The organism is Giesbergeria giesbergeri, assembly GCF_054779375.1.
In genome coordinates, this window is sequence record NZ_BAAGYJ010000001.1 from 75,298 (window position 1) to 92,931 (window position 17,634).

Sequence of the window (17,634 nt, forward strand, 5' to 3'; positions counted from 1 at the left end):
AAGGTGCCCAATCAACGGGTTGCTGGTATTGGGCGAATATAGCCCACAAAGCCTTTCTTTCGGGGCAGAACACAGGGCTTTATCAAAAACCTGCCAAATGTCCAGGGTCTACCCAAGCATCAAACTGCTCGGCGGTCAGATAGCCCAGCGCAATGCCTGCCTCGCGCAAGCTGGTGTGTTCGGTGTAGGCCTTGCGGGCAATTTCAGCCACTTTCTCCTCTGCGAGATGGGGACGAAGCGCAGCTACCAGCACCAACGAGCGACTGAGCAGCTCAGCAATATGGCTACGCTGTGGCTCGATACCGACCACACAATGGTCATGAAAGCTCTGCATACCTTGGGCCAGCAAACGCACACTTTGCAGAAAATTGTGAATCACCACAGGCCGAAACGCATTGAGCTGAAAGTTACCCGAAGCGCCGCCGATGTTGATCGTCACATCGTTGCCCAACACCTGACAGCACAACATCATCAGTGCCTCGCACTGCGTGGGGTTGGCCTTTCCGGGCAAGATAAAAGCTCCAGACTCATTTTCTGGAATCGTGATCTCGCCCAAACCAGCACGCGGACCACTGGCCATCCAACGAATATCGTTGGCAATCTTCATCAAACTGGTCGCCAAAGTCTTGAGAGCACCATGGGCATGCACCAAAGCATCGCAAGAGGCCAAGGCCTCAAACTTGTTCGGGGCGGTCACCAGCGGCAGCCCCGTCAAGTCGGCCAGCTCTTGGGCCACCTCCGGAGCATAGTCGGGCAGGGCATGTAAACCTGTACCAACCACCGTGCCACCCAAGGCCAATTCACACAGGTGGGGCAAAGCATCGCGCACATGCTGCTCTGCTTGCTGCAACTGCGCCGCCCAACCCGAAATCTCTTGACCCAAGGTCAAAGGAGCCGCATCCTGCAGATGCGTACGGCCCAGCTTGACCAAGTCTGCAAAAGCCTGTGCCTTGTCGGTCAAGGTACTGCGCAGGCATTGCAGTGCGGGCAACAAACACCGCAACAACACCTCGACAGCCGCAACGTGCATGGCCGTGGGAAACACGTCATTGCTGGCCTGCCCCAGGTTCACATCCTCATAGGGATGTATCCAGCGCCCCTGCCCACAGGGGCCGCCCAACAATTCGCTGGCCCGGTTGGCAAGCACTTCATTCACGTTCATGTGGGTCTGGGTGCCAGAGCCACTCTGCCACACCGACAGTGGAAACTCATCCGCATGCTCACCATTGATCAGCTCATCGGCTGCGGCAATGATGGCGGTAGCCTTGGCAGCTTGCAAACGCCCTTGGGCATGGTTGACATAGGCACAGGCGCGCTTGATTTGTGCCAGCGCCCGCAGCAACTCCGGTGCCATGCGCTCTTCAGAAATAGCGAAATGCACCAAAGCACGCTGGGTCTGGGCTCCCCAAAGCCGCTGTGCTGGCACCTCGATAGGGCCGAGGGTATCGAATTCGGTGCGTGTAGAAGTGGAAGATTCTGTCGTCATGGCCTAGCTCCTGCATCCGACACGCATGTGAGAAAAAGAAAACGGCGGATGGACAGGCCACAGCATACCGCTAGCGCAGTCCTGGGCTAGCGACAGCACAACGCAAGCCTGGCCGGGGGATAATCCACGCTTCGAAAACGGACTACTCCCCACCCTCGACGCCATGAGCACCACCACTATCCGCCAACAAGACCTGATCGATTCCATCGCTGCTGCGCTGCAATACATCAGCTACTACCACCCCAGCGACTACATCGAGCATCTGGCACGCGCCTACGAGCGTGAACAAAGCCCTGCCGCCAAAGACGCAATGGCCCAAATTTTGACCAACAGCAAAATGAGTGCCACAGGCCACCGGCCCATCTGCCAAGACACTGGCATCGTCAATGTGTTTTTGAAAGTGGGTATGGACGTGCGCTGGGACGGCTTTACCGGCAGCTTGGACGACGCCATCAACGAAGGCGTGCGCCAAGGGTACAACCACCCTGACAATACCCTGCGCGCTAGCGTGGTAGCCGACCCTCTGTTTGCCCGCAAAAACACCAAAGACAACACGCCCGCCGTGATCTTTACTGAAATCGTGCCAGGCAACACCGTGGACATCACCGTAGCAGCCAAAGGCGGCGGCTCGGAAAACAAGTCCAAAATGATCATGATGAACCCCAGCGACAACTTGGTGGACTGGGTGCTCAAAACCGTCCCCACCATGGGTGCCGGCTGGTGCCCACCGGGTATGTTGGGCATTGGCATTGGTGGCACGGCCGAAAAAGCCGTGCTGCTGGCCAAAGAGAGCCTGATGGACGACCTGAACATGTACGAGCTGCAAGCCAAAGCTGCCAGCGGTGCCGCTTTGGACGATGTGGAAAAGCTGCGTCTGGAGCTGTTTGAGAAGGTCAACGCCTTGGGCATTGGCGCCCAAGGCTTGGGCGGCCTGACCACCGTGTTGGATATCAAAATCAAGATGTATCCCACCCACGCGGCCTCCAAGCCCGTAGCCATGATTCCCAACTGCGCCGCCACACGCCACGCCCACTTTGTCATGGATGGCTCGGGCCCGGTGTACCTCGACCCACCCAGCCTCGACCTGTGGCCCAAAATCGACTGGGAACCCGACTACAACAAGAGCAAAAAGGTCAACCTTGATACCCTGACCAAAGAAGAAGTAGCCAGCTGGAAGCCCGGCGATACCCTGCTGCTCAACGGCAAAATGCTCACCGGCCGCGATGCCGCACACAAGCGCATCCAAGATATGCTGGCCAAGGGTGAAAAGCTGCCAGTCGATTTCACCAACCGCGTGATCTATTACGTTGGCCCGGTCGATCCTGTGCGTGACGAAGCCGTTGGCCCCGCTGGCCCTACCACGGCCACGCGCATGGACAAGTTCACCGACATGATGCTGGAAAAAACCGGCCTGATCGCCATGATCGGCAAAGCCGAGCGCGGCCCGGTCGCTATCGAAAGCATCAAAAACCACCAAAGTGCCTACCTCATGGCCGTGGGCGGTGCAGCCTACCTCGTCTCCAAAGCCATCAAAACGGCCAAAGTGGTCGGCTTTGAAGACTTGGGCATGGAAGCGATTTACGAATTCGATGTGGTCGATATGCCTGTAACAGTGGCAGTGGATGCTGGTGGCACCAGTGCCCACATCACCGGCCCTGCCGAATGGGAAAAACGCATTGCCACAGGCGAGTTCAAGGGCATTGGAGTCACTGCAGCCTAAACCTGCACTAGCCCTCTCTGTATGCCAAGAAAGCCGCCTTTGGGCGGTTTTCTTTTGGCCCACTCCATGCCTGCGCATTGTGTCACGGGTATAAGGGGGCACTGTTTTCCTACAATCGGGCCTTGATCTTTGTCCATCCGGCCGTTTTGCACCATGCCACTCCCATCCTCCCCCATTGGTGTTTTTGATAGTGGTGTGGGAGGACTGAGCGTGCTCCAAGCCCTGCGGGCCGAATTGCCACATGAGCGATTTGTCTATCTGGCCGACAGTGCCTATGCACCCTATGGAGAACGGGGTAACGCTTTTGTCACGGCACGCAGCCGTGCGATTGCTGATTACCTATGCCAACAACACCAGATCAAAGCACTGGTGGTGGCCTGCAACACTGCTACGGCTGCGGCCATTGATGAACTGCGCATGCAGTATCCAGACCTCCCCCTCGTCGGTTTAGAGCCTGCACTCAAACCCGCTGTGGCCCAAAGCCAGACCAAACGCATCGGGGTAATAGGCACCCGTGGCACGTTGGGCAGCACCCGCTTTGGCAAACTACTGGCCTCTCTGCAAGGGCAAGCCGATTTTGTCTTGCAAGCCTGCGATGGGTTGGCCCATGCAATCGAATGCAGCACCCTGCACACCGTGTCAGAAAACAACCCTGGCCACACAGCTACCCGTGCCTTGTGCGCACGCTACACCCAAGCCCTGGGTAATTTTGGTCATCGACCAGGGGAGATAGACAGCCTCGTACTGGGCTGCACACACTATCTGTTTGCACAGGACGATTTCCGGGCATTGCTAGGCCCAGAGATACGGCTGATTGCCACTGGAGAGCCTGTAGCCCGCCAAACCCGGCGCCTGTTGCAAGCGGCAGGCACCTTATGCGATGAAGGCACACCGTCTGCCAGCCAGACTCCCGTGCAGTTGTACACCACGGGCACCCTATCGGCACTGCAAACAGCAGCCATGCGCTGGCTACAAGTGCCAGCCACTTGGTGCCAAACCATCACACTACCCCACAACTAAAACGCCTATTCCATCCCCAGCGGCCCGGTGGTTTGCCACAGCCGCATTCCAGATTTCTCTAGATGGGTTAAATACAAGCGCAGATCCAGTTCGTATTGGTGGTAAGCAGGCTCCATGTACTCGCACAGTTGGTAGAACGCTTTGTTGTGCTCACGTTCGCGCAGATGTGCCAGTTCATGCACCACAATCATGCGCAAAAACTCGTCAGGCACCTGCTTGAACATGGCCGCAATGCGAATCTCGTGCTTAGCCGCTAAGCGCCCTCCCTGCACCCGAGAGACTGTGGTATGCAGCCCCAGTGCATGGCGTACCACATGAATTTTGCTGTCAAACACCACCTTGTTGACCACCTCTGCATTGCGCAGATAACGACTCTTTAAGGCGCTAGCGTAGTGGTATAAAGCCTTGTCGGTACGCACTACATGTGCCTGTGGATATTTGCGCTGCAATAGCGCAGCCAAGCCACCATCCTGCGCCATCACAGCCGCTACTTGTTGACGCAAGGCTTCAGGATAAGCCTGCAAATAGGGAAAGTCTTTGAGGGGCGAAGCTGCTGCTGGCACCCCATGACCAACCAAGGCCACTGCTCAGTGCAAATGGCGGGGCCGACGGCCACCCCCATGACCGCCCCCCGAACCACCACGGGGGGGCTTGCTGATTTCTAGCGAGTCCACCAAAGCATCGAACCGCTGGGTAAACAACTTGTCAATCTCTGTCACTACCCCACCCAACTCGGCGCCATCAAAATGGCGCTCCATCATGTGAACCACATCCCGCACCAACAAATCACGCTGGACTTGCATAATGGCTGCGGGCGTTGGCCCCACAAATAGCATCAAAAAGTCGTCGCGAGACTCGGTGCCATCATCCTCTTCGTCTTCGTCAAAATCGGTGTCGTAGAACGTGACCTCAATGGGAGCGCCCTGCTCGGCCAGCTCATTGAGGCCCATACACATCTCGTCCAAGGATTGACGGAAATCATCATTTCCGCGCACCGTCCAGCACATGCGCAACACATGGTCTTGGGCATCAAACTTGATGCCTGGCTCCTCTTCATAGGAACTGCTTGCCCCAGCAGCCAAAGAGCGCGCCCCAGCATAGTGCCACAAGGGCTTGAGCGCCTCTTGCAACTGTGCATATTGAACATCGGGGCGCAGCAACACCTCGCCATGCACATGGATTTCAAAGGGAGCGTTGTAATTTGACATGATTGAATCGTAATGGTGCCCCGAGCCGGAATCGAACCGGCACGCCCCTTTTCAGGAAGCGGCGGATTTTAAGTCCGCAGTGTCTACCAATTTCACCATCGGGGCATGGGCGCTGTGTACACGGTTTTACCACAGCGTAACCCGGCCTTCACGCCAAGGCAATAACCAAAACAAAAGGGAAGCGGTTGCTTCCCTTTTATTCTAATTTGGAGCGGGATAAGAGGCTCGAACTCTCGACCTATACCTTGGCAAGGTATCGCTCTACCAACTGAGCTAATCCCGCAGAGTCACCACAATTTTGTGGTTTCTGATTATACCAGAGCTTTTACAAGCTCTAAATTTGGAGGCGCGGTCCGGAGTCGAACCGGACTAACCGGATTTGCAATCCGGGGCATAACCGCTTTGCTACCGCGCCTTACTGTCCGAATACAAAAGGGAAGCGGTCGCTTCCCTTTTATTCTAATTTGGAGCGGGATAAGAGACTCGAACTCTCGACCTATACCTTGGCAAGGTATCGCTCTACCAACTGAGCTAATCCCGCATACTGCAACAACCTAACGATTGCTGCAATCTCGCTATTGTAGCGTAGTTTTTGTGTTTGGCGCAAGTTTTAGTGTTTCACCGGCACTTTTCTGGTTTTTGCTGGGACAGGAGCCGCGACGGTGGCAGCTACCGCACTAGTGGTTGCTTTGGATGCAGCAGCCACCTGTGCCTGCACTTGCTCCCCGGTCAGTGGTACGGGCTGGCGCTCAAGGGCAATTTCTAGCACCTTATCAATCCATTTGACGGGCACAATCTCCAAGCCACTTTTGACGTTGTCTGGAATTTCTTGCAAATCCTTGATGTTTTCCTCAGGGATCAGCACCGTCTTGATGCCACCACGCAAGGCAGCCAACAGTTTTTCTTTCAGACCGCCAATGGCCGTGACTTCACCGCGCAAGGTGATTTCGCCCGTCATGGCTACATCACCACGCACAGGGATGCCCGTGAGCGCCGAGACAAAGGCTGTGGTCATGGCGGCACCAGCACTGGGGCCATCTTTGGGGGTCGCACCATCAGGCACATGGATATGGACATCTTTCTTTTCAAAAGCCTCATCCAAAATACCCAGTGCATGGGCACGGCTGCGCACCACGGTGCGCGCCGTCTCGACCGATTCCTTCATCACATCGCCCAGCGAGCCGGTGCGGGTAATCACACCCTTGCCGGGCATGGTGGCCGCCTCAATGGTCAGCAAATCGCCGCCCACCTCTGTCCAAGCCAAACCAACGACTTGACCGACTTGGTTTTGTTGCTCGGCACGGCCATAACTGTATTTGCGTACGCCCAGATAGTCGGACAGATTGTCACCGCCCACCACCACCGGGGCTTGTAACTGCTGGAGCTGCAAGCCTTTAATGACCTTGCGGCAGATTTTGGATAGTTCACGCTCTAACGAGCGCACGCCAGCTTCGCGGGTGTAATAGCGCACGATGTCGCGTACGGCTGACTCCTCAATGCGCAGTTCTTCGGCCTTGACGCCATTGTTGCCAAACTGCTTGGGAATCAGGTATTTGGTCGCAATGTTGGTTTTCTCATCCTCGGTGTAACCCGACAGGCGAATAACCTCCATACGGTCAAGCAGGGCAGGAGGAATGTTCATCGAGTTCGAGGTGGCAACAAACATCACATCGCTCAAGTCGAAATCGACCTCCACATAGTGGTCGGCAAATTTGCTGTTTTGCTCTGGGTCGAGCACTTCAAGCAAGGCGCTGGATGGATCACCCCGAAAATCGGTACCCAGTTTGTCGATCTCATCGAGCAAAAACAGTGGGTTGCGCGCACCAGCCTTGTTCAGACTCTGCAACACTTTGCCCGGCATGGCACCAATGTAGGTGCGGCGGTGGCCGCGAATCTCTGCCTCATCGCGCATGCCCCCCAAGGCCATACGCACATACTTGCGCCCAGTGGCCTTGGCAATAGATTGCCCCAACGAGGTCTTGCCCACGCCAGGCGGCCCGACCAAACACAAAATGGGAGCCTTCACCTTGTCCACGCGCTGCTGCACGGCAAGGTATTCCAAAATACGGTCTTTAACTTTGTCAAGGCCGTAATGGTCTTCATTGAGCACAGTTTCGGCATGGCCCAAGTCGTGCTTGACCTTAGTCTTTTTGCTCCAAGGCAGGCCTACTAAAACGTCGATATAGTTGCGCACCACAGTGGCTTCTGCCGACATGGGCGACATGAGCTTGAGTTTTTTCAGCTCGTTCTCGGCTTTTTTGCGCGCCTCCAGCGGCATCTTGGCCAAGCGGATTTTTTTGTCCAGTTCTTCTAGATCAGCGCCCTCTTCGCCTTCACCCAGTTCTTTTTGGATGGCCTTGACCTGCTCGTTCAGATAAAAATCACGTTGATTTTTTTCCATCTGGCGCTTCACGCGGCCTCGGATTTTTTTATCAACGTTGAGGATATCGACTTCACGGTCAAGCTGCTCAAACAGGTTCTCAAGCCGATCTTTGATGTCGGACAGGTCTAGCACCGCCTGTTTGTTTTCCAACTTGAGCGGCAGATGGGCGGCAATCGTATCGACCAAGCGACCTGGGTCTTCAATGCTGGAGATGGACGTCAGGATCTCTGGGGGAATTTTCTTGTTCAGTTTGACGTATTGGTCAAACTGTTGCATCACCGCACGACGCAAAGCCTCGATCTCGCTGGGTTTACCTGCTGTCAGCTCCAACTCCACCGGTAGGACGGTGGCAGAGAAGTGGGTCTGCACATCTTAAATCTCTTTGACCAGTGCGCGCTGCTGGCCCTCAACCAGCACCTTCACGGTGCCATCGGGCAGCTTGAGCATTTGCAAGATGGTGGAGATGCAGCCCACATCAAACATATCGCCCACCGATGGCTCATCTTTGGCGGCTGCTTTCTGTGCCACCAGCATGATGCGCCGGTCGGCCTCCATCGCCAGCTCCAAAGCCTTGATGCTTTTGGGCCTACCGACAAACAGCGGTATGACCATATGGGGAAAAACGACCACATCGCGCAAAGGCAACAGTGGCAGATCAACGGGGGTAGCGGGCAAGGGGGTGTGTCCGGACATGGGAATTCTCATGAAACTGGATGGAAGATGGCCCACAGACAGGGGTTTTCAACCCACCAGCGTAGCAATACCTGTAGAAGAACGCTGGCCTGCCCTGAACCGGGCAAGGCCATCAAAGATCAGGCTTGCTTGGCGGCTTCGCGGTAGACCAGCAGCGGGGGCTTACTTTCTTCGATCGTGGATTCTTCCACCACCACCTTTTCCACGTTGTTCATGGTGGGAAGATCGAACATGGTGCCAATCAAGGCCTGCTCCAAAATGGAGCGCAGACCGCGCGCACCTGTCTTGCGTGCCAGCGCCTTGCGAGCGATAGATTTGAGCGCAGTGGGCCGAATTTCCAGCTCAGCCCCTTCCATCGCCAACAGTTTGCTGTACTGCTTGACCAATGCATTTTTGGGCTCGGTCAGGATTTGTACCAATGCGTCTTCGCTGAGTTCAGCCAGCGCCGTCACTACGGGCATCCGCCCCACCAGTTCAGGAATCAGGCCGAACTTGATCAAATCTTCAGGTTCGATCTCGGTGAACACATCGGACAAAGATCGCTGCTTCTTGCTACGCACAGCCGCACCAAAGCCAATACCAGAAGCTTCCGTACGGTTTTCGATCACTTTTTCCAGACCTGCAAAGGCACCACCACAAATGAACAGGATATTGGTGGTATCAATTTGCAGAAAATCTTGGTTGGGGTGCTTGCGCCCACCTTGGGGCGGGACGCTAGCCATCGTGCCTTCAATGAGCTTGAGCAGCGCCTGCTGCACGCCTTCACCAGAGACATCACGGGTGATGGAGGGGTTGTCGGCCTTGCGCGAAATTTTGTCAATTTCATCGATGTAGACAATGCCACGTTGGGCACGCTCAACATCGTAATTGCAGCTTTGCAACAGCTTTGCCACGATGTTTTCTACGTCTTCGCCCACGTAACCCGCTTCGGTCAGGGTCGTGGCATCGGCCATCACAAAGGGCACATCCAACATCCGGGCCAGTGTCTGGGCGAGCAGGGTTTTGCCCGAGCCAGTAGGGCCAATCAGCAAGATGTTGCTCTTGGACAGCTCCACATCGTCTTTGTGGGCCTTGTCTTTGTGGCGCAAACGCTTGTAATGGTTGTACACCGCCACCGACAGGGTGCGCTTGGCCATCTCTTGGCCGATCACATAGCTGTCGAGGTTGGCTTTGATCTCTGCGGGGGTGGGCAGATCACCGCGTGCATCACGGCCAGCATCGGCGGGCAACTCGTCACGGATGATTTCATTGCACAGGTCGATGCACTCATCGCAGATGAAAACCGACGGGCCGGCAATCAGCTTCTTTACCTCGTGCTGGCTTTTGCCACAGAAAGAGCAGTAAAGGGTTTTTTCGCTGGGAGAGCCTTTTTTATCGGCCATGGGAAGAATGCCTTGTCACGAGAATGAAGAAAATGGGCCTGCGATGATAACCAAACAGAAACGGCGCCTTCCCTGTGGGGAAAACGCCGTCCACGGTACAGTGGCTACGTTCAGGCGCGTTTGTCAATGACTTGATCGACCAAACCGTAATCCTTGGCTTCAGAGGCCGAGAGGAAATAGTCGCGCTCAGTGTCGCGTTCAATCTTTTCCAGCGGCTGGCCGGTGCGTTCGGCCAAGATCTTATTCAACTGCTCGCGGGTCTTGAGGATTTCGCGGGCATGAATCTCAATCTCGGTGGCCTGACCTTGCATGCCGCCCAAGGGCTGGTGGATCATGACCTTGGAATTGGGCAGCGCAAAACGCTTGCCTTTGGCTCCAGCGGCCAACAAGAATGCGCCCATGCTAGCCGCCATGCCTGTGCACAGGGTGGAAACATCGGGCTTGATGAAGTTCATGGTATCAAAAATCGCCATGCCAGCACTGACCGAGCCACCGGGCGAGTTGATGTAAAACGAAATATCCTTATCGGGATTTTCGCTTTCCAGGAACAACAGCTGGGCCACCACCAAGTTGGCCGACTGGTCATTGACGGGGCCAACCAGAAAGATTACCCGCTCTTTGAGCAGACGTGAATAAATGTCGTAAGACCGTTCACCACGGCCCGACTGCTCGATGACCATCGGGATCATGCCCAGGCCTTGTGTTTCCAGTGCGCTCATGTTTTTCTCCTGTCAGGCGGGTACTGTACCCAGAAACAAATTGGGGCTTGTGCGCACCAGCACAAGCCCCCAGGATGCCAAAGAGCTTGGGCGAAACGAAAATTCACCCCAGCATGATGGAATCGTGGATTAGCTCTGGCCCATCAATTCGTCAAAGGCTACCGCTTTTTCAGTCACTTGGGCCTGACCCAGCACGAAATCAGACACATTGTTCTCAACCACTACCGCTTCTACTTGGGCCAGACGTTGGCGGTCGCCAAAGTACCAACGCACCACTTCTTCGGGCTTTTCGTAGCTGGCAGCCAACTCGTCAATATGGGCCTTGAGTTGTTCTGGCTTGGCATGGAGATCGTTGGCACGCACCAACTCGGCCACCACCAGACCCAGACGCACACGGCGCTCTGCTTGGGGCAGGAACACGTCGGCAGGAATCTCTACCTTGTCGGCGTCTTTGATACCACGTTGCTTGAGGTCAGCCACGGCACCTTCACGCAGGCGCTCGACTTCGGCATCAACGCTGGCCTTGGGCAGATCCAGTTCAGCTTTGGACAGCAGGGCATCCATCACGGCTTGCTTGTTGCGTGCCAGCAAACGGAACTTGACTTCACGCTCCAGGTTGCTCTTGATGTCTGTGCGCAGACCATCGATGCTGCCATCTGCAATGCCCAACGACTTGGCCATGGCTTCGTTGACTTCAGGCAAATGGGCGGCTTCGATCTTCTTCACGGTGACCAAGAAGTCGGCTGTCTTGCCAGCCACATCTTTGCCGTGGTAGTCCTCAGGGAAGGCCAGCGGGAAGGTCTTGCTTTCGCCAGCCTTCATGCCACGCACAGCGTCTTCAAACTCTTTCAGCATTTGGCCTTCACCAACCAAAAACTGGAAGTCTTCTGCTTTGCCACCTTGGAACGGTTCGCCATCGATTTTGCCTTCAAAGTCAACCGTTACACGGTCGCTGTCTTCGGCGGCAGCGTCTTGTGGGCGTTGGGCAAAGGTACGGCGTTGTTTGCGCAGGATGTCGATGGTTTTGTCGATAGCACCGTCATCGACTTCAGCGGTGAGCTTTTCTACCGTGACTTCGCTCAGGTTGCCGATTTTGACCTCGGGGAACACTTCAAACACGGCATCGAAAGTCAGTTCGCCTTCGGGGGCACCTTCTTTTTCGGTGATGCGGGGTTGACCAGCCACGCGCAGGTTGGCTTCGTTGGCGGCAGCGGCAAACGCCTCACCCACCTTGTCGTTGAGCACTTCGTATTGCACTGAATAGCCGTAGCGTTGGGCCACCACGCTCAGTGGCACCTTGCCAGGACGAAAGCCGTCCATCTTGACAGTGCGGGCCAGACGCTTGAGGCGAGATTGCACTTCGGTCTCGATGGCAGTGGTAGGCAAACTCAGGGTGATCTTGCGTTCGAGTTTTTCGAGGGTTTCAACGGTAACAGCCATGGCGATTCCTATTTTTTTGGGGGGATTCAACCTGCCTGTGACGCCATAGCGCGCGCCGGAAGGGGGCAAGGTTTTACAAAAAAGAGTGGTGCGCGGGGGGGGACTCGAACCCCCACACCATTGCTGGCGTCAGGACCTAAACCTGGTGCGTCTACCAATTTCGCCACCCGCGCACTTCTACAAACAGGGTGGCAAAGCTCAATTTGCCACCTGTATGAAATTGGTTAGTTTGTCATTTTAACCTGTTGGCAAAGGGTTTCAGACATCTGGCAGCAAAGGATCTGGTTGGCGCACCCGAAAACAGGCTGCATACAAGGCCGGTAAGCCCAGTAAGGTCAAGACCGTAGCCACGATCAATCCCCCCATGATTGCTATGGCCATCGGCCCCCAAAACACACTGCGCGACAGTGGAATCATGGCCAGCACGGCCGCCGCTGCGGTGAGCACAATGGGACGCAAGCGGCGCACGGCAGCCTCGACAATGGCATCCCAAGCGGGCACACCACGCGCCCGGTCTTTCTCGATCTGATCGATGAGGATGACGGAATTTCGCTGAATCATGCCCATCAAGGCAATCACACCGAGCAAGGCGACAAAACCAAAGGGGCGATCCAACAACAGCAGTGCCGCCGCGACACCCGCAATTCCCAATGGCCCGGTCATAAACACCAGCAACGCCCGACTAAAGCTGTGCAATTGCAACATGAGCAGGGTGAATGTGATGAAGAGCATGACCGGCACACCCGCTGCAATCGATGCCGAACCCTTGGCACTTTCTTCTACGGCACCGGCCACCTCAATGCGGTAGGCATTCTGGCCTGCCGCGTGCCAACGCGCCTCTATTTGGCGCAAGGCGGGCGATAAAGCCTCTGTGACGGTAGCCCCTTGTACGCCCTGCACCACATCGCCCTGCACCGTAATCGCATAGTCACGGTTCTCGCGCCACATCACCCCTGGCTCCCAGGCAAATACAGGCTTGGCAATTTGCATCAACGGAATGGACTGGCCTGATGCTGTGGGCAGATAGGCATTGGCAATGTCGGTGAGAAAGCGGCGTTCTTCTTCGGGCTGGCGCAACACCATATCGATCAGTTTGTCGCCTTCGCGGAACTGACCAATCTGCACGCCCGACTGCATCACCCTAGAGGCCTGGGCAATGGCCTGACTGCTCACACCCAAGGTGCGGGCTTTGTCTTGATCGACCTCCAAACGCATGACCTTGATGGACTCATTCCAGTTGTCGTTGACCCCATGCATCTGTGGTGACGTGCGCAGCACTTCTTTGACCTCGTCTGCTCTGGCACGCAACACCAGTGGATCGGGCCCCACTACACGAAACTGCACTGGATACGGCACTGGTGGCCCATTGGGCAAGAGCTTGACGCGCCCCCGTACTTCTGGAAATTCGCGGGCCAAAACGGCAGGCAGTTGATCCAACAAAACAGCACGGGTAGCCAAGTCCTGGGACATCACGATGAACTGCGACACATTGGTTTGTGGCAATACTTGGTCTAAGGGCAAATAGAACCGGGGTACGCCCGAGCCGATCCAGGTAGTCACGCTGGTAACACCGGCCTCGGTACGCAGTCGGGCCTCTATGCGGCGCGTGACTTCCTCGTTGCCCGCAAAGGAGGTGCCCTCGGGAAACCATGCGTCCACCAAAATTTCTGGGCGATTGGAATCAGGGAAAAACTGCTGCTGAACCCGGCCCATGCCTGCCAGCCCCAAAACAAAAATCAGGATAGTGGCGCCAATGGTGAGCCAGCGGTGCCTGACACACCAATGCACCAAACGACGGAATGCGATGTAGAACGGGGTGTCAAACACTTCATGGGGGTCGGCATGCATGCCTTCGGGTGTCCCTGGTGCAGCGGGCAACCGTTGGACATGCGGGGGTGGTTTGAGGATCAGGGTGCCCAGGTAAGGGACGAAATAGACCGACACCACCCATGACAACACCAAGGCAATCACCGTAACGGCAAAAATGGCAAAGGTGTATTCGCCCGTGACCGATTTGGCGATGCCGATAGGTAGAAAACCTGCGGCTGTGATGAGGGTGCCAGTGAGCATAGGCATGGCGGTGGCCTCGTAGGCAAAAGTGGCGGCGCGCACTTTGTCGTAGCCCTCTTCAAGCTTGAGCACCATCATTTCTACGGCAATGATGGCATCGTCCACCAGCAAACCCAATGCGATGATGAGCGACCCCAACGAGATTTTGTGCAGCCCGATGTTCCAGTACCACATCGCCAGAAAAGTGATGGACAGCACCAACGGGATGGTGATGCCTACCACCAAGCCCGGCCGAGGATCTAGCGTCCAGCGCCGCCACCACGGCTGGCTGCCTGGGCGACGGTGCAGACCTAAGCTGATGAAGCTGACCAGCAACACGATCACCACGGCCTCCATCAGCACTTTGACAAACTCATTGACTGAGTGGGCTACCGCTTGGGGCTGATCTTGCACATTGACCAACCGAACACCCGCAGGAAGCTGCTTGCCAATCACGTCAATGGTGTGGTGCAAGGCTTTGCCTAAGGCGATGATGTCGCCCCCCTTGGCCATAGAGACGCCCAGCGCAATCACTTCTTGGCCTTCGTGACGCACCTTGACGTTGGGCGGATCGACATAGCCGCGCCTTACTTCGGCAATATCACCCAAACGCAACTGGCGCCCAGAAGCCCCCCGAATAGGCATGGCCTGCAAGTCTTCAACCGCATTGAACTGCCCGGCCACACGCACTTGCACTTGGTCGGTGGGTGTTTGTACTGCCCCCGCACTTTCGACCGCATTTTGCTGCCCCAATTGGGTCAGCACGGCATTCATGTCCAGTCCCAATTGGGACAGGCGCCTTTGCGAAATTTCGATAAAGAGCTTTTCATCCTGCACGCCAAAGAGTTCAACTTTGGCGACATCAGGTACGCGCAACAATTGCTGGCGGGCTTCATCGGCAAAAACCTTGAGTTCAGCCGGGGTGAAGCCGTCGGCTTGCAACGCATAAATCACACCATACACATCACCAAACTCGTCATTGAAAAACGGCCCCTGGATACCCTGTGGCAGGGTGTGGCGCATGTCCGTGATTTTTTTGCGCACGGTGTACCAGACATTAGCCACCTCACTGGCCCGAGAGGAGTCTTTGATCTGGAAAATGATTTGGGACTCGCCCGGCTTGGAATAGCTGCGAATCTTGTCGGCATAAGGGGCTTCTTGCAGGGTGCGCTCTAGCTTGTCCGTCACCTGCTCGGCCACCTGTTGTGCGGTGGCACCGGGCCACAAGGTGCGTACCACCATGACCCGAAAGGTGAACGGTGGATCTTCATCCTGACCGAGCTGGAAATAAGCAGCAAAGCCGAGCAACATCAACACGATCATCAAATAACGTGTCAGTGCCGGATGGTCTAGCGCCCACTGGGACAGATTAAAGCCCTCGGGCTTGGTCTTGAAGGTCATGGCCGCTTCAATGCTGAGAAGAAACAAGAGCCGCTGGGCTGGCAGGAACCGTATCACCGGGGCCGGTCTGGGCCTTGCTGGCTGTACCAGCCACCGCCTTAGGCTGATACACCACCACCTTCTGTCCCGGCGACAGCACATGCACGCCAGTGGACACCACCTGCATACCCACGCTCAATCCAGACGCTACCACTGCGGCATTGCCATCGGCAGTGGCTATTTGCACAGGCTGCAAGCGCACAGTGCCGGTAGCCGCATCGTAGACCCATACCGCAGTACCATGACCTTGCTGCAGCAAGGCAGTGGTCGGCACGGTGATGGCCGACACCCCTGCACGGCTCAGGGACTGGGGCACCACGTAGACGGTGGCCCCCAACGGCGGCACCTCCATGCCCTCTAGCCCTACCTTGACTGCATAGGTGCGGGTCACAGGATCGGCACTGGCGGCCACTTCGCGAACACGCCCAGACAGCGGAGCGACACCCTGCGCCCAAGGCCGTACCTGCACGGCCTGTCCATTGCGCAGCATGGCTACCTTGTCTTCTGGCACGGCAAAAACAACATCGCGAGGCCCATCGTGGGCCAAACGCACCACAGGCGTCCCTGCCGTGACCACTTGGCCAGGCTCGGCCTCAATGCCAGTAATGATTCCGGCTACATCGGCCAACAAGCGTGTATAGCGGGTTTGGTTGCCTTGTACAGAGGCCTGGGCCTGGGCCTGGGCTAACGTGGCCTGGGCTGCCTTGAGGGTGGCTTCGCGCCGCTGCAACTCGGCACCACTGATAAAACTTTGCTCTTGCAGACGGGCATAGCGTTGGTAATCGGCAGCAGCCAAGTCCTGTTGCGTCTGTGCTGCCGTAACTTGGGCTTGTGCGGCCTGTGCAGCCCACTGGTAGTCCTGCGGATCGAGCTGCGCCAACACCTGACCGGCCTGCACCCGCTGCCCCAGCTCTACTGGGCGTTGCACGATCTTGCCCGCCACCCGAAAGCCCAAGCGCGACTCGACACGGGCACGCACCTCACCCGCATATTCATGCTGGGCCTGCAAACTCTGGGGGCCCACCGTGAGGAGCTTGACTGCACGCAAAGGCTCGGGAGCAGGCTCAGGCCGTGAACAGGCGGCTAAACACAACGTGGCAGCACAGACCCAAAAAAGCCCCTTGCGGGACGATGGTGCGATCAAGAAAGGCATGAAGAATCCAGAGTAGCGGGCAGTTACTGACTGACTGGTTAGTAATCTAGGGGATAGTAGCCCTGCTTGTCAAGCGACAATCCAGCCTGTGACTCAATCCCCATCCATAACCCACTACGAAAATTTTCCGGTGGCCTCGCTGCTGTGCCCGCCCGCACTGCGCCCACCTATTGCAGCCATCTATGCCTTTGCACGCACTGCAGATGACATCGCCGATGAAGGCGATGCCCCTGCATCGGATAGGCTGGCCGACTTAACGGCCTACCGCATGGAACTGCATGCCACGGCGGCTGGTGCCGCCCCCCATGCCCGTTGGGCAGGGGTGTTCAAACCGCTGGCCGCTGTATTGCGCAGCCACCAACTGCCGGTGGTGTTGTTAGATGAATTGCTGAGTGCCTTCATTCAGGATGTGCAAAAAACAGCCGCTGCCGCAGGCTATGCCCATCGCCCAGAACTGCTGGATTACTGCCGCCGCTCGGCCAACCCGGTCGGACGGCTGCTGTTGCACCTGTATGGTGTGCATGACGCCCTTGCCTTACAACAAAGCGATGCCATCTGCACAGCACTACAGCTGATCAATTTTTGGCAAGACCTGAGTGTGGATATTCCACGGGGCCGGTTTTACCTGCCCGAGGCCGACTGCACCCGCCACGGTGTGCAACAAAGCGACCTACTGGCCCAACAACTCACCCCCGCCAGCGTGGCCTTGGTCATGGATTGTGCGCAATGGGCACGCAGCGAAATGTTGCGTGGTGCGCCGTTGGTACACCAACTGCCGGGGCGCATTGGCTGGGAACTGCGGTTGGTGGTGCAAGGAGGCCTGCGCATCTTAGACAAGGTAGACCGTTTGCACGGGGCCAGCCTGCAAAAACGCCCCCGCATACGCGCCTGGGATGCGCCGCTGATGCTGGCGCGGGCGCTGGCGATGTAGAAACTAGACC

Annotated in this window: 11 protein-coding genes, 5 tRNA genes and 1 pseudogene; 3 read left to right on the plus strand and 14 right to left on the minus strand. The window is 56.6% G+C overall.

The window, feature by feature from the left end:
* Positions 1-82: 82 nt before the first annotated feature.
* The gene (gene fumC / locus ACYVB2_RS00330; protein ID WP_382431638.1) at positions 83-1,486 is read right to left on the minus strand and encodes a class II fumarate hydratase; all 1,404 of its coding nucleotides are present in this window, start codon (positions 1,484-1,486) and stop codon (positions 83-85) included.
* 163 nt (positions 1,487-1,649) lie between these two features.
* On the opposite strand from fumC, the gene ACYVB2_RS00335 reads away from it, so the two are divergent.
* Both ACYVB2_RS00335 and murI read left to right on the plus strand, forming a co-directional pair.
* Positions 1,650-3,206, plus strand: coding sequence for a fumarate hydratase (locus tag ACYVB2_RS00335; protein ID WP_382431636.1), 1,557 nt, complete (start codon positions 1,650-1,652; stop codon positions 3,204-3,206).
* A gap of 153 nt (positions 3,207-3,359) precedes the next feature.
* The gene (murI, locus tag ACYVB2_RS00340) at positions 3,360-4,226 is read left to right on the plus strand and encodes a glutamate racemase (protein ID WP_382431634.1); all 867 of its coding nucleotides are present in this window, start codon (positions 3,360-3,362) and stop codon (positions 4,224-4,226) included.
* 5 nt (positions 4,227-4,231) lie between these two features.
* On the opposite strand, the gene ACYVB2_RS00345 is transcribed toward murI, so the two are convergent.
* From ACYVB2_RS00345 to ACYVB2_RS00405, 13 genes and pseudogenes are all read right to left on the minus strand, one after another.
* Positions 4,232-4,705 carry a M48 metallopeptidase family protein gene (locus tag ACYVB2_RS00345; protein ID WP_382431787.1) on the minus strand — a complete coding sequence of 158 codons (474 nt, stop codon included), beginning with the start codon at positions 4,703-4,705 and terminating at the stop codon, positions 4,232-4,234.
* Positions 4,706-4,813: 108 nt separating this feature from the next.
* Entirely contained in the window at positions 4,814-5,434 is a 621-nt protein-coding gene (locus tag ACYVB2_RS00350) for a DUF6806 family protein (RefSeq protein WP_382431632.1), read from the minus strand.
* A gap of 13 nt (positions 5,435-5,447) precedes the next feature.
* Positions 5,448-5,539: transfer RNA gene (locus ACYVB2_RS00355), tRNA-Leu, on the minus strand.
* A 102-nt stretch (positions 5,540-5,641) separates the two neighbouring features.
* Positions 5,642-5,717 (minus strand) — tRNA-Gly (locus ACYVB2_RS00360).
* A 58-nt stretch (positions 5,718-5,775) separates the two neighbouring features.
* Positions 5,776-5,849 (minus strand) — tRNA-Cys (locus ACYVB2_RS00365).
* Between the two features lie 50 nt (positions 5,850-5,899).
* Positions 5,900-5,975, minus strand: a tRNA-Gly gene (locus ACYVB2_RS00370).
* Between the two features lie 69 nt (positions 5,976-6,044).
* Positions 6,045-8,510: pseudogene (lon, locus tag ACYVB2_RS00375) on the minus strand (endopeptidase La).
* Positions 8,511-8,629: 119 nt separating this feature from the next.
* Positions 8,630-9,892 carry an ATP-dependent Clp protease ATP-binding subunit ClpX gene (gene clpX / locus ACYVB2_RS00380; RefSeq protein ID WP_382431630.1) on the minus strand — a complete coding sequence of 421 codons (1,263 nt, stop codon included), beginning with the start codon at positions 9,890-9,892 and terminating at the stop codon, positions 8,630-8,632.
* Between the two features lie 110 nt (positions 9,893-10,002).
* Positions 10,003-10,611, minus strand: a complete 609-nt coding sequence (gene clpP / locus ACYVB2_RS00385; RefSeq protein ID WP_382431628.1) for an ATP-dependent Clp endopeptidase proteolytic subunit ClpP — start codon at positions 10,609-10,611, stop codon at positions 10,003-10,005.
* A 129-nt stretch (positions 10,612-10,740) separates the two neighbouring features.
* Positions 10,741-12,051: a trigger factor gene (gene tig / locus ACYVB2_RS00390; protein ID WP_382431626.1), complete on the minus strand. Its 1,311-nt coding sequence runs from the start codon at positions 12,049-12,051 to the stop codon at positions 10,741-10,743.
* Between the two features lie 86 nt (positions 12,052-12,137).
* Positions 12,138-12,224: transfer RNA gene (locus ACYVB2_RS00395), tRNA-Leu, on the minus strand.
* A gap of 85 nt (positions 12,225-12,309) precedes the next feature.
* Positions 12,310-15,501 carry an efflux RND transporter permease subunit gene (locus ACYVB2_RS00400; protein ID WP_382431624.1) on the minus strand — a complete coding sequence of 1,064 codons (3,192 nt, stop codon included), beginning with the start codon at positions 15,499-15,501 and terminating at the stop codon, positions 12,310-12,312.
* Between the two features lie 7 nt (positions 15,502-15,508).
* A complete protein-coding gene (locus ACYVB2_RS00405; protein WP_382431622.1) occupies positions 15,509-16,693 on the minus strand; it encodes an efflux RND transporter periplasmic adaptor subunit in 1,185 nt (394 codons plus the stop codon).
* Between the two features lie 79 nt (positions 16,694-16,772).
* Between ACYVB2_RS00405 and hpnC the strand changes: the two genes are divergently transcribed.
* Positions 16,773-17,624: a squalene synthase HpnC gene (gene hpnC, locus ACYVB2_RS00410; RefSeq protein ID WP_382431785.1), complete on the plus strand. Its 852-nt coding sequence runs from the start codon at positions 16,773-16,775 to the stop codon at positions 17,622-17,624.
* Positions 17,625-17,634 lie beyond the last annotated feature (10 nt).